The 12,580-nt window shown below is 59.3% G+C and carries 12 protein-coding genes; 10 read left to right on the top strand and 2 right to left on the bottom strand.

The features are described from left to right. The first annotated feature begins 5 nt into the window (after positions 1-5). Together ACS4NR_RS12345 and ACS4NR_RS12340 are read left to right on the top strand one after the other, a co-directional pair. Entirely contained in the window at positions 6-1,049 is a 1,044-nt protein-coding gene (locus ACS4NR_RS12345; RefSeq protein ID WP_456020256.1) for an acyltransferase family protein, read from the top strand. 214 nt (positions 1,050-1,263) lie between these two features. Continuing rightward, positions 1,264-2,391 (top strand): GDSL-type esterase/lipase family protein, encoded by a 1,128-nt coding sequence (locus ACS4NR_RS12340; RefSeq protein WP_456020255.1) that lies wholly within the window; start codon positions 1,264-1,266, stop codon positions 2,389-2,391. Positions 2,392-2,480: 89 nt separating this feature from the next. On the opposite strand, the gene ACS4NR_RS12335 is transcribed toward ACS4NR_RS12340, so the two are convergent. Together ACS4NR_RS12335 and galU are read right to left on the bottom strand one after the other, a co-directional pair. After that, positions 2,481-2,885 carry a mannose-1-phosphate guanylyltransferase gene (locus ACS4NR_RS12335; RefSeq protein WP_456020254.1) on the bottom strand — a complete coding sequence of 135 codons (405 nt, stop codon included), beginning with the start codon at positions 2,883-2,885 and terminating at the stop codon, positions 2,481-2,483. A 38-nt stretch (positions 2,886-2,923) separates the two neighbouring features. Next, positions 2,924-3,757, bottom strand: coding sequence for a UTP--glucose-1-phosphate uridylyltransferase GalU (galU, locus tag ACS4NR_RS12330; RefSeq protein WP_027611481.1), 834 nt, complete (start codon positions 3,755-3,757; stop codon positions 2,924-2,926). A 389-nt stretch (positions 3,758-4,146) separates the two neighbouring features. On the opposite strand from galU, the gene galE reads away from it, so the two are divergent. The 8 genes from galE to ACS4NR_RS12290 all read left to right on the top strand — a co-directional run bounded on the left by galE (position 4,147) and on the right by ACS4NR_RS12290 (position 12,425). Further along, on the top strand, positions 4,147-5,163 hold the full coding sequence (gene galE, locus ACS4NR_RS12325) for a UDP-glucose 4-epimerase GalE (RefSeq protein WP_456020253.1): 1,017 nt from the start codon (positions 4,147-4,149) through the stop codon (positions 5,161-5,163). Between the two features lie 231 nt (positions 5,164-5,394). Beyond that, entirely contained in the window at positions 5,395-5,631 is a 237-nt protein-coding gene (locus ACS4NR_RS12320) for a hypothetical protein (RefSeq protein ID WP_003226528.1), read from the top strand. Positions 5,632-5,721: 90 nt separating this feature from the next. Then, positions 5,722-6,837, top strand: a complete 1,116-nt coding sequence (locus ACS4NR_RS12315) for a polysaccharide biosynthesis/export family protein (protein ID WP_456020252.1) — start codon at positions 5,722-5,724, stop codon at positions 6,835-6,837. Between the two features lie 8 nt (positions 6,838-6,845). Beyond that, positions 6,846-7,511 (top strand): YjbF family lipoprotein, encoded by a 666-nt coding sequence (locus ACS4NR_RS12310; protein WP_456020251.1) that lies wholly within the window; start codon positions 6,846-6,848, stop codon positions 7,509-7,511. Continuing rightward, the gene (locus tag ACS4NR_RS12305) at positions 7,508-8,269 is read left to right on the top strand and encodes a capsule biosynthesis GfcC family protein (RefSeq protein ID WP_456020250.1); all 762 of its coding nucleotides are present in this window, start codon (positions 7,508-7,510) and stop codon (positions 8,267-8,269) included. Before ACS4NR_RS12310 ends, ACS4NR_RS12305 begins: the two co-directional genes overlap by 4 nt. After that, the gene (locus ACS4NR_RS12300) at positions 8,266-10,344 is read left to right on the top strand and encodes a YjbH domain-containing protein (protein ID WP_027611486.1); all 2,079 of its coding nucleotides are present in this window, start codon (positions 8,266-8,268) and stop codon (positions 10,342-10,344) included. Before ACS4NR_RS12305 ends, ACS4NR_RS12300 begins: the two co-directional genes overlap by 4 nt. 945 nt (positions 10,345-11,289) lie before the next feature. After that, a complete protein-coding gene (locus tag ACS4NR_RS12295; protein ID WP_225595758.1) occupies positions 11,290-11,592 on the top strand; it encodes a transposase in 303 nt (100 codons plus the stop codon). After that, the gene (locus tag ACS4NR_RS12290) at positions 11,589-12,425 is read left to right on the top strand and encodes an IS3 family transposase (protein ID WP_256584971.1); all 837 of its coding nucleotides are present in this window, start codon (positions 11,589-11,591) and stop codon (positions 12,423-12,425) included. The genes ACS4NR_RS12295 and ACS4NR_RS12290 overlap by 4 nt, the downstream gene beginning before the upstream one ends. Positions 12,426-12,580 lie beyond the last annotated feature (155 nt).

Here is a 12,580-nt window from a genome sequence, read left to right as displayed (position 1 = left end):
TGTTTATGTCGAGCAAGAAAAAATCGCTGGAGATCGAAACCCTGCGTGGTCTGGCGTGCCTGCTGCTGGTGCTCTATCACGTCATTGGCCCGTTGGGCGGAGGGCTGAAAATCGATCTCGGCTCGCCGTTCCGAGTGATCGCCGACTCGATGGTGTACGTGCGCATGCCGCTGTTCACCTTTATTTCCGGCTACATCTATTCGATCTACAAAATCCGTGGCAATGACTTTTCCGCGTTCTTCAGCGGCAAGGTGCGACGGCTGATCGTGCCGCTGTTTTGCGTCGGCGTGCCGTTCTCGGTATTGCAGGCGGTGGGGCCGGGGGTGAACAAGGACGTCGGCGTAATCGATGCGTTGCTGTCGTTCTGGGTACCGGTCAATCACTTCTGGTTCCTGCAGGCGGTGTTCATCATTTTCATGTTCGTCGGTCTGCTGGAATGGCGCGGGATGCTGCGCTCGATGACGCGCTTGTATCTGCTGTTCGCCTTCGCCGCGGCAGTGTTTCTGTTGCCGCCGTTCAAGCTCGATGCGTTCGGCATCAATGGTGCGATTTACCTGCTGCCGTTTTTTGTGGCGGGGATGATCGGCCAGGAAAATGTCGAGGCGTTGAAGCAACGGTTCAAGGTGATCGGGCCGCTAGTGTTTGTGCTGATTTCGCTGACGCTGCTGTATGTAGCGGCGATTGACCGTGAGTTGATCGTCGACCGCCGCAGCCTGATCGGCTTGACTGTCGGCTGCGTGTCCTGCATCGCTTTGTTGTCGAGTGACATGCGCTCGAAGTGGCTGACCTGGCTGGGCGGCTACTCTTACGCGATCTTTCTGTTCCATGTGTTGTTCGCGGCGACTTCGCGGTTTGTCATGGGACGGCTGGGGGTGAAAGACGAAAGCATTCTGGTGCTCAGCGGACTGCTGTCTGGTCTGTTGGGGCCGGTGGTGCTGTCGATGATTTTCAGTCGCTTCAATGTCACTTCGGTGCTGTTTTTGGGCGAGCGCGCGGCGAAGAAAAAACCGCTGGCGAGCATTGCTCCGGTGGTGCCGGCCAATAGTTGAAAAGCTTCGCGAGCAAGCCCGCTCCCACAGTTTTCGGTGCTGGACACAGATTCAGCAGATGACCGCAATCTCTGTAGGAGTGAGCCTGCTCGCGATAGCGGTTTGTCAATCAGAGTTGCACCGTCTGAACCAACGCCATCGCGAGCAGGCTCACTCCTACAATGGATCTGGGTCGTACTCCAGTCCCCGCATTCCAGACTGAAGGAAATAATGCATGTTGGCAGTAAATGACGCTCAGCCCGTCGCAGCGTCGGTGGTGGAAGTGGGCGATGCCCGCGAGCGCTTTGCGCAGTGGCGCGAAGGCAAGGCCGGAAAGGTTTTGTCGGTCTCGGTGATCGGCGACAGCTACAGCGCCGGGCAGGATTTCTACCTGAACAAACTGGTGCAGCGCGTGGCCGGCGAGGTCGGTTTTGCCGGCCCCGGTTATGTCGGCTTCAACCACGGCGCGGCGCTGGGCGGCACGCATTTCAAATACACCCGCAGCAGCGAAAAGTACTTCGGTGGTGGCTGGCAGGTGTCCGGTCTCGGTCAGGCCAGCCCCGACAGCCGCACGGTAACCGGCAAGCCCGGTGCCTGGCTGCAAATCGATGCCAGCCCGACACCCGCCATCGACACCAAAGTCACCCAGGCGAAATTGCTCTACCTGGGCAACGGCGAAGCCAGTGAGCTGCGCTACCGGTGGACACCCTCGGAAGACTGGCAACCGTTGACGCTCAAGGGTGCGGGCGTACAGGAAGTACCGCTCGCAGGTCTCTCTTCAGCCGCAGACTGGTCGTTCAAACTGGAAGTGGTGAAGGGCGCACCGACCTTGTTTGGCTTGTGGATGAGCAACGAACAGAACGGCGTGCGGGTTTCGAAACTGGCAGCTTCGGGCGCGGCCTCGGCGGACTTCTATCACCGCGACCCGCAATGGCAGGTGCAGTGGAAAGCCGCCGTGTCGAAGATCCCCGCCGACGTTTATCTGATCATGCTCGGCGGTAACGACCAAGGCTTCGGCGTCAAACCTGCGGAGTATCTGCAGAACGTTCAGGGCCTGGTAACGATGATCCGGGAGATCCAACCGGCGGCGAGCATCAACCTGATCATGCGTCAGGACACCACGCGCTCAAGCGCCTATCCGATGTCGGCGTATGCGCAGGTGCTGCAGCCGTGGGCGCATGAGCAGCATCTGGGTTTTGCCAATCTGCAATGCGCGTTCGGCCCTGACGTCAAAAGCTATGCGGCGGCGATGATCGGCCCGGACAAGATTCATCCGCAGCCGGCCACGGGCGGGAAAGTGATTGCCGATTACTTCTATCGCTGGATCGTCAGTGGCATCAACGCGGACAGTTGCGACTTGTAGGAGCTGCGGCACGCTGCGATCTTTTGATCCTGATCTTGAAAACAAGATCAAAAGATCGCAGCGTGCCGCAGCTCCTACACGGGCGTGCTTTATTTGAAGTTATCTATCTGGCTCAGGAGCTCCGCAGTCTTCTGCGGCATCAGTTGCGTGGCACACCGCGTCTCGACATTGATGATGATCGCCGGCTCGTTGCAGCACAGGCGTACGCGGAAGCGCCAGTCGCTGAAGATCACCTTCAGCCCATCACGATCGTCCATTTCCAGCGCCTGCTCGGCATATAGTTGTTTCAGATGGGCGAGCAGGGGATAGGGATCCGCCAGCATCCGGCGAATGTCGCCGGACGCCGGAAACATGCCGATGCGCTCCACCAGCAAAATACTGCCCAGCCACGACTCGTTGGCGCTGGGCAACGGCTGATGGTGCGACAGCCAGCTCACCGCCCCGAGGTTGCCCACCTCCCGTTCAATCTCTGCTGCATGCTGTGCCATGTTCATGGGTTGCCTCCTGAAAAGAGAAGTGGGCGGGGGCCGTCTCAGCGGCCCTTGAGGTAGACGTTGTCGTAGCAGAAGTTGGTCGCCTGCAGGTAACCCTCGGCGTCGCCGCAGTCGAAGCGCAGGCCCTTGAACTTGTAGGCCAGCACGCAACCGTTCTGCGCCTGTTTCATCAGCGCGTCAGTGATCTGGATCTCGCCGCCCTTGCCCGGTTGGGTGTCGGCGATCAGGTCGAAGATGTCCGGGGTAAGGATGTAGCGGCCGATGATCGCCAGGTTCGACGGCGCGTCCTGCGGCGCCGGTTTTTCCACCATGTTATTGACCCGGTAGATGCCCTCGGAGATCAGCTCGCCGGCGATCACCCCGTACTTGTGGGTCTGGTCGGCCGGGACTTCCTGGATCGCGACGATCGAGCAGCGGAATTTCTTGTACAGCTGAATCATCTGCGACAGCACGCCGTCACCTTCCAGGTTCAGGCACAGGTCATCGGCCAGCACCACGGCGAAAGGTTCATCGCCGATCAACGGGCGGCCGCTGAGAATCGCGTGACCGAGGCCCTTCATTTCCACCTGACGGGTGTAGGAGAAGGTGCAGGTGTCGATCAGCTCGCGGGTGCCGGCGAGGAATTTCTCTTTCTCGGTGCCGCGGATCTGGTGTTCGAGTTCGTAGCTGATATCGAAGTGGTCTTCCAGCGCACGCTTGCCCCGACCGGTGACGATGGCCATGTGTTGCAGGCCGGCGTCCCGTGCTTCTTCAACGGCGTATTCGATCAACGGCTTGTTGACGATCGGCAGCATTTCTTTGGGCATGGCTTTGGTTGCCGGCAAGAAACGCGTGCCGTAACCGGCAGCGGGGAACAAACATTTACGAATCATAAAAGTATCCTGGACAGTCATGGAACACAGGCAACGGATGCGCGCACTTACGAAAGCGCACAAGTTTCAATGATTATTGAACGAGTACTTTAATACCTGAGTCAGGTTGTTAATGGCAATTAGCGCAGGGGGTAAAACATGACAATGTTATGAGATGTCGGTAACAACGTTATTAGTTATTTTTAGTCGGTATCTGTTGATAGTGATGAGTGTACTTGGGGTGCTAATAAGTACCAGGCAATACAGTTTGACCTGCAAAAATATTTATTGCCAGTGGTTGAACTAATTTTGTTTGAGGCTGTTGTCGTCCTTATTTGTGTGGTGCGCCACAGATTCAATGAAAGGGACTTGACAGGCTACTTGTCACTTATCCAATGACGGACCGCGCTATGAAGACTCTGGTAACGGGTGGCGCCGGCTATATCGGCTCGCACACCACACTTGCGCTGCTTGAAGCAGGTTATGAAGTTGTTGTACTGGATAATCTTTGCAACAGCAGCGATGCGGCATTGCACGCTATAGAAGGTATCTGCGGCAAAAGCGCGTTGATGATTCGCGGCGATGTCTGCGACCGGGTGTTGCTGGATCGGATTTTCCGCGAGCATGCGATCGACGCGGTGCTGCATTTTGCCGGGCTCAAGGCCGTCGGCGAGAGCGTGCGCAAGCCGCTGGATTACTACGAGAACAACGTCGGCGGCAGCATCACGCTGTGTCAGGCGATGGCCGCAGCCGGGGTGTTCCGGCTGGTGTTCAGCTCTTCGGCCACGGTGTACGGCGAGCCTGAAGAGATGCCGATCCGCGAGGATTTCCCCACCGGCATTCCGACCAATCCCTATGGTCAATCCAAGCTTATCGTCGAGAACGTGTTGCGCGACCTGAGCCAGGCCGAGCCGCGCTGGAGCATCGCCTTGCTGCGTTACTTCAACCCGATCGGCGCCCACGCCAGCGGGCACATGGGCGAAGATCCCAACGGGATCCCCAACAACTTGTTGCCTTACATCAGCCAGGTCGCGGTCGGCAGCCTGCAGGAGCTGTCGATTTTCGGCGACGATTACCCGACGATCGACGGCACCGGGGTGCGCGATTACATCCATGTTGTCGACCTCGCCGATGGCCATCTCAAAGCCTTGCAATCGATTGCCGACCGCCCGGGCATACATACCTGGAACCTCGGCACCGGCGACGGCTACAGCGTGATGCAAGTGCTGCACGCCTTCGAACAGGCCAGTGGACGTCCGGTGCCGTACCGGGTGATGCCGCGGCGCAGCGGGGATATCGCCGAGAGCTGGGCCGACGCCTCGAAAGCGCAAAAAGAACTCGGCTGGAAAGCCACGCGCAGTTTGCAGGACATGGTCGCCGACACCTGGCGCTGGCAATCGAATCATCCGCGCGGTTATCTCGAATGATGTCGTTCTAATACTGAATGTTAGTTTCGGTCAGCTGTTAGATATCGTCGGGAAAATACGCTGGAAATGCCTTTTGCAAGTCCGTAGATATAAACCTGCCGTTCGACTTTTATCAGTTGGGTAAGACTGTGAAAGAACGACGGATCTTGTTCGCGCTTTTCGCGGACTTGAACGCTACCACCGCTAACTCAGGCCGGTTTTTAACAGGTCGAATGTTAGAAAGGAGTTGATATGAAAAAAGTGATGGCGATTGCCCTGTTGACGATGTTGAGCAACTGGGCGTCCGCCGCTGAAGCGCCGCTTACTGCGGTGACCAATGTATCTGGCAGTGTTGCGGCTTCTACAGCGCCTGCTGCCAGTACTGCAATGGTTGCCAGTGCAGTCGCGGCGTCCAACAGCGGCGGAAGTGCCAACGGCGGTACCACTGGCACCACCGGTACTACCGGCACCACCGGCACGCACAACTAACAGGAACATTTGTTAGTGCAGTACAGGGTCGCCCGACGCAAGTCGGGTGACTTTATTTTTAGATTCGCCCTTGAATAGCGTAGTGCCATTATGACTCGTAGTTTTTCTCTTTTGCTGTTGGCAAGTATCGCTTTGCAAGGTTGCATGTTTTCCCCCGGCCAATACCTGAGCACCGTCGACATCACGCGCCAGGGCGCCAGTGAAAGCAGTCGGGTCGAGCTGATCCCGATCACGCCCAAGCTGATCTCGATGACCCGCGCCACGCAGAAGCGTGAGACGGTGCCGGCGGAGCTGTTGGCCACGCCTGCCGAATACCGCATCGGCAGCAACGATGTGCTGTACATCACGGTCTGGGATCACCCGGAGTTGACCGCGCCATCGGGGGCACAACAGCAGATCGACGCCAACGGTCGACTGGTGCGCTCCGATGGCACGCTGTACTACCCGTTCATCAAGGAAGTGCAGGCGGCCGGCAAGACTATTCAACAATTGCGCTCGGACATCGAATCCCGCCTGTCGGCGTTCATCGCCGAGCCGCAGGTGGATGTCGCGGTGCTGCGTTTCGCCAGTCAGAAAGTGGTGGTTTCCGGCGCCGTGGCCAAGGCTGGTCCGCAGCCGATTTCCACCAACCCGCTGAGCGTGGTCGAGGCCCTCGGCACTGCCGGCATCGACACCAATAACGCCGACCTTTCGGGCCTGCTGCTGACCCGCAATGGCCGGGTGTATCCGCTCAATCTCGACTCGCTCAACCAGCAGGATTCCGAGTTGCAGCACGTCTTCCTCAAGGGCGGCGATCAGTTGTACCTGCCGTACAACGACAACAAGCGCATCTACGTCATGGGTGAGGTCAATCAGCCGCGTGCGCTGAGCTTCAAGACCGCGACGATGAACCTGTCCGACGTGCTCGGTTCGGTCGGCGGTCTGAGTCAGACCACCTCCAACGGCAACGCGGTGTACGTGATTCGCGGGGTGGAAAACCTTGATGTCGAGCCGGCGAAGATCTATCAACTGGAAGCCCAGTCGCCGACCGCCATGGCACTCGCTTCGCACTTTGAAGTGCGTCCGCAGGATGTGGTGTACGTCGGCCCGGCCAACGTCACGCGCTGGAACCGCTTCATCAGCCAACTGGTGCCGTCGGCATCGATTGTCGGGACCGGGGCTTCCGCTGCGAAGAACTGGAGCGAATACAGTAACAACAGCAAATAAGGCCGACTGTGAAAACCTTGAAAGTTGGCGTCTGCCTGATGGCGGCCTTGATGTTGTGTGGCTGTAACCCACTGATGACCGCCTCGGTGCGCAACCTCAAGTCGGCGGTGCTCGGCCCGGATGAGCTGGACGTGAGCGCGGCCCAGGTGGCCGAGGTCAAGTACCCGCAAGTCAAACTGACCACGCCGTCCGGCTCCGGGGTGCTGGCGCTGGTGCGCGAGCGTGAAGACCTGCAGTTCTGGGTCGCTTCCGGCAAACAGGTGTTGCTGCTGCGTGACGGCCTTGCCGTGCGCACCATCGGCCTCGGTGTGGAGGGCGACCTGGACGGTACGCGGCTGGCCGACAACGCGCCGTTCAAGCGCGGCCTGCATCAAGTCGCCGATGGCTTCACCAGTCAGCGCTGGATCGACCTGTACAAGGGCCAGGAAATCGGTTTGATCGTCAACAGCCGGTTCTCCCGTCGATCCACGCAAACCCTGCAAATTCTCGACAAGGAATACACCGTGCTGCGTGTCGACGAACGTATCGACGTCCCGGCCATTGGCCTGCGCGCGACCAACCATTACTGGGTCGATCCGCTGGACGGTTTCATCCTGCAGAGCGAGCAGCAACTGACCACGCAAATGCGTGTGCGCATCGTGCAACTGACCCCTGATCGCAGGCATCTGCCGTGAAGCGCTTACGAATGTTATCGGCGGGTTTGCTGTTACTCAGCGGCGTCAGTCAGGCAGCGGTCACGGTCAGTGGTGATGTGGCCAATCCGGGGCCGGTGGAGTTGCCGCCGGGCGGACGCTTGCTCGACGTGATCAGCGTGGCGGTGCCGAATGCCGAGGGTTACTGGCTGGCCGGCGTGTTGCTGCGTCAGTCGTTGCTGGAAGAACAGGCCCGACTCAAGGCCGGGGTGTTGTTTGATCTCGATGTGTTGCAGCGCATGGCCTCGTTGTTTGACCGCCCGAGTCGCGCGGCGCTGGCGCTGCGCCTGGCCGAGCAGGTGCGGCAGATGCCGGTCACCGGGCGTCAGGTCGCGGACCTCGATCCGGTCGCGGTGGAAGTCGGTTTCGCGCGCAACATTCGTCTGGACGATGGCGATCGGCTGATCTACCCGAAACGGGTCGACGAGGTGCAAGTGTTGGGCGCGGTCGCCGAGACCTGCCACCTGCCTTATCAGCCCCTGCTGGAAGCGCGTGAGTATCTGGAAAGCTGCACGCCGCTGGACGATGCCGAGGCCGATTACCTGTGGCTGATCCAGCCCAATGGTGCGGTGCGACGTGTGGGCATTGCGCATTGGAATCGCGAGAGCGGGCAGTTCCCCGTGGCCGGCAGCAAGATTCTGGTGCCGGTGAAAAACGATGATCTGGATCCGCCTGTTCCTGAACTGAATCAGCAGTTGGCCGAATTGATTGCCACGCAGCTGGCTGAGGTGGTTCGTTGAAGTTACGTTTTGCAGCTGTGTTGTTGTTGCCGTGCGGTCTGGTGCATGCCGAACCGCGTATTACCCAAAATGATTTCGGCGGCACCGGTCTGTTGCAGACCCCGACCGCGCGCATGGCCCCGGCCGGCGAGCTGAGCGTCAACGCCAACCGCACCGAGCCTTACAGCCGCTACAGTGTGTCGTTGCAGCCACTGGACTGGCTCGAAGGTTCGTTCCGTTACACCGCGATCACCAACCGGCCGTACGGCTCCGAGGCGCTGAGTGGCAGCCAGAGCTACAAGGACAAGGCGGTCGACGCCAAAGTCCGGCTGTGGCAGGAAAGCCACTGGGCTCCGGAAGTCGCGCTGGGCTTCCGAGACATCGGTGGTACGGGCTTGTTCTCCAGTGAGTTCTTCGTCGCCAACAAGCGCTTCGACAATTTCGATTTCAGCGCCGGCATTGCCTGGGGTTATCTCGGGAATCGCGGTGATCTCGACAACCCGCTGGGCTACGTCAGTGATCGCTTCGACACCCGGCCGGCTCTCGAAGGTACCGGTGACGTCAACTCCGGCTCGTACTTTCGCGGTCGGCCGTCGTTCTTCGGTGGTGTGAGCTACCAGACGCCGTGGGATCGACTCAGTCTGAAGCTCGAATACGAAGGCAACGATTACAAGCACGAGCCGAAGGACAACGTGATCAAGCAGGACTCGCCGATCAACTTCGGCGCGGTGTTCAAGGTGGCTGATTCGGTAGACGTCAGCGCGGCGTGGGAGCGGGGCAACACGGCGATGTTCGGCATCACCTTCCACACCAATTTCGTCAGCCGCAAGGCGCCGGCCAAGACCTACGATCCGACGCCGGAGCCGCTGCCGGCGAAGATGCCGACCACACCGATGGAACAGGTCAACTGGGCCGACGTGTCGCAACGCCTGCAGCAGAATGCCGGGTACAAGGTCGAGCGCATCAGCCAGCGTGATTCCGAGTTGATCGTGTACGGCGAGCAGCAGCGCTACTTCCATTCGTCGAAGGCCGTTGGTCGCGCGAGCCGGATTCTCGACAACAGCGTGAACGACGACATCAACTGGTTCACCGTGGTCAACAAGCGCTATGACCTGCCGCTGGAAGAGACCAGCGTGCCACGCCAGACCTTCCGCGAAGTGATCAACAACGAGGAGCCGCTGGAGTCGCTGCACCGCACCACCGAGATCAACCCGGCGATGCCGCACAACGAGAAAACCCTCTACAGCGAAGCGCCGCAGCACTTCAATTATGGCGTCGGCCTGGGCTTCAAACAGAACGTCGGCGGCCCGGATGGCTTGCTCTATCAGTTCAGTGCCGACGCGGACGCGGAGTACCGCTTCAACCGCAACACCTGGTGGAACGGTTTGCTCAGTGCCAACCTGGTGAACAACTTCGACAAGTTCACCTACGACGCGCCGAGCGGTCTGCCGCGGGTGCGTACTGATTTGCGTCAATACCTGACCACCTCGGAAGTGACCATGCCGTTGTTCCAGGTCAGTCATGCCGAGCAGTTGGACAAGGACCTGTATGGCATGGTCTACGGCGGCTATCTGGAGTCGATGTTTGCCGGCGTCGGCGGTGAGGTGCTGTTCCGGCCGACCGGTGAGCGCTGGTCGGTCGGGGCGGATCTGAACTACGTGCGTCAGCGCGAGTTCGACCAGGGTTTCGGCCTGCGCGACTACTCGGTCTGGACCGGGCACATCACCGGCTATACCGATTTGCCGTACGACACGCTGGCTGCGGTCAGCGTGGGTCGTTATCTGGCCGGCGACTGGGGCGGCACACTCGACATCTCCCGCGAGTTCTTCAATGGCGTGCGTTTCGGCGCCTGGGCGACAATCACTACCGCCGGCAGCGCCGAGTACGGGGAGGGTAGTTTCGACAAGGGCATCTACCTGTCGATCCCGTTCGACGAAATGATGAGCATGTCGACCATGCGCCGCGCCAACCTGGTCTGGGCTCCGCTGACCCGTGACGGCGGCGCGAGGCTCAATCGCAGCTTCCAGCTGCACTCAATGACCGATAGCCGCGAGGGTGACATGTTCTATCGCAACTTCTCGAAGATTACCGAGTAACCTCCCAAGGATCTGTGGGAGACCACAAATTCTGATCGATACCGAGATCCCCCGTGGGAGCGGGCTTGCTCGCGAAGGCGGCGGCACATTCAACACATGTGCTGCCTGACCCACCGCTTTCGCGGGCAAGCCACGCTCCCACAGTGTTTTGTGGTGAGGCACATATCCCGATCCATACCGAGATCCCCCGTGGGAGCGGGCTTGCCCGCGAAGGCGTCGGCACGTTCAACATCTCTGTCGCCTGACCTACCGCTTTCGCGGGCAAGCCACGCTCCCACAGTGTTTTGTGGTGAGGCACATATCCCGATCCATACCGAGATTCCGTGGGAGCGGGCTTGCTCGCGAAGGCGTCGGCACGTTCAAGATCTCTGTCGCCTGACCCACCGCTTTCGCGGGCAAGCCACGCTCCCACAGTGTTTTGTGGTGAGGCACATATCCCGATCCATACCGAGATTCCGTGGGAGCGGGCTTGCTCGCGAAGGCGTCGGCACATTCAACATCTGTGCTGCCTGACCCACCGCTTTCGCGGGCAAGCCACGCTCCCACAGTGTTTTGTGGTGAGGCACATATCCCGATCCATACCGAGATCCCTGTGGGAGCGGGCTTGCCCGCGAAGGCGTCTGCACATTCAACATCTCTGTCGCCTGACCCACCGCTTTCGCGGGCAAGCCACGCTCCCACAGTGTTTTGTGGTGAGGCACATATCCCGATCCATACCGAGATCCCTGTGGGAGCGGGCTTGCTCGCGAAGGCGGCGGCACGTTCAACACCTGTGCTGCCTGACCCACCGCTATCGCTTGCAGGCAAGCTCCCACAGTGTTTTGTGGTGAGGCACATACCCGATCCATACCGAGATCCCCTGTGGGAGCGGGCTTGAACTGGCCTAATGATTTTGGACACCTCAATCGGGCGCTATGATGGCGCCCAAATCTGAGGTGTTTGGATATGCGTAAATCTTATTCAAGTGAGTTCAAACTCAAGGCTGCCAGCATGGTGCTGGACGAGGGGCAGTCGGTTCCCGAGGTCTGTGCCAGTTTGGATATTGGCCCTACGGCCTTACGCCGCTGGGTCGATCAGGTTCGCAAGGAACGCTTGGGCTCGACTCCGGTGGGAGCCAAGGCGATCACCGCGGATCAGCGAGAGATTCAGGAACTTAAAGCCTTGCTCAGGCAAAAAGATCGGGATATCGAAATCCTAAAAAAGGCCAGTGCTCTCCTGCTTTTGGACGCCAAAGATCACTCTCGTTGATCTGTGAGCTGGGCGAGCAGTACGGCGTTAACGATTGCTGTCGTGTGTTCGGAATAAACCGCAGTAGCTTTTACGCATGGCGTCAGCGCCAAGGCAAAGTGAGCCCTAAGCGAGAGCAGCTCAAGGCCATGCTGGTCAAGCACCACAAGGCGTCGAGAGAGTCTGCGGGCGCTCGTACCTTGGCTAAACAGCTGCAAGCCGGCGGGCATGATGTCGGGCGGTTCATGGCTCGCAGCTTGATGCGAGAAGCAGGCATTGTCAGCCGTCAACGCCGGCGCCATAAGTACAAGTCACCCGGCGTGGAAGCGTTGGTGGCACCGCATGTGCTCAAACGCAAGTTTGATGTTACGGCGGTCAATCAGGTGTGGTGTGGGGACGTGACGTACATCAAAGTCGGCAAGCGCTGGCTGTATTTCGCGGCGGTTCTGGACTTGTTCGCTCGCCGGATCGTGGGCTGGTCGTTTTCGATGATCTCCGATGCCACGCTGACCTGCGAAGCCCTGCGGATGGCGATTGAACTACGCGGTCGCCCAAAAGACGTACTGTTTCACTCCGACCAAGGTTGCCAGTACACCAGCCATAAATTCAGAAATGAACTGCTGGAACATGGACTCCGGCAGAGCATGAGCCGTAAAGGCGAATGCTGGGACAACGCTGCGATGGAGCGTTTCTTTGGAAGTTTGAAATCAGAGTGGGTGCCAGAAGCAGGCTACGGATCGGAACACGAGGCCCGAGCGGATGTGCAGCGCTATGTATCGCGCTACAACATCACCAGGCCACATAGCTACAACGACTATCGGTCACCAGTCGCCAAGGAGAAGTTGGCGGCGTGAAACCTTAATCAGTGTCCAAGATTACTTGACCAGTTCAGCTTGCCCGCGAAGGCGGCGGCACTGTCACCCTCGCAACAGCCTGACCCACCAGCAAATCCCACGCACAAAAAAGGGGACTTTCGTCCCCTTGCGCTATCGCCTGGCTTGTCACCAGC

Source organism: Pseudomonas sp. JQ36 (genome assembly GCF_053851495.1).
This window is presented reverse-complemented; position numbering and strand designations above follow the sequence as displayed.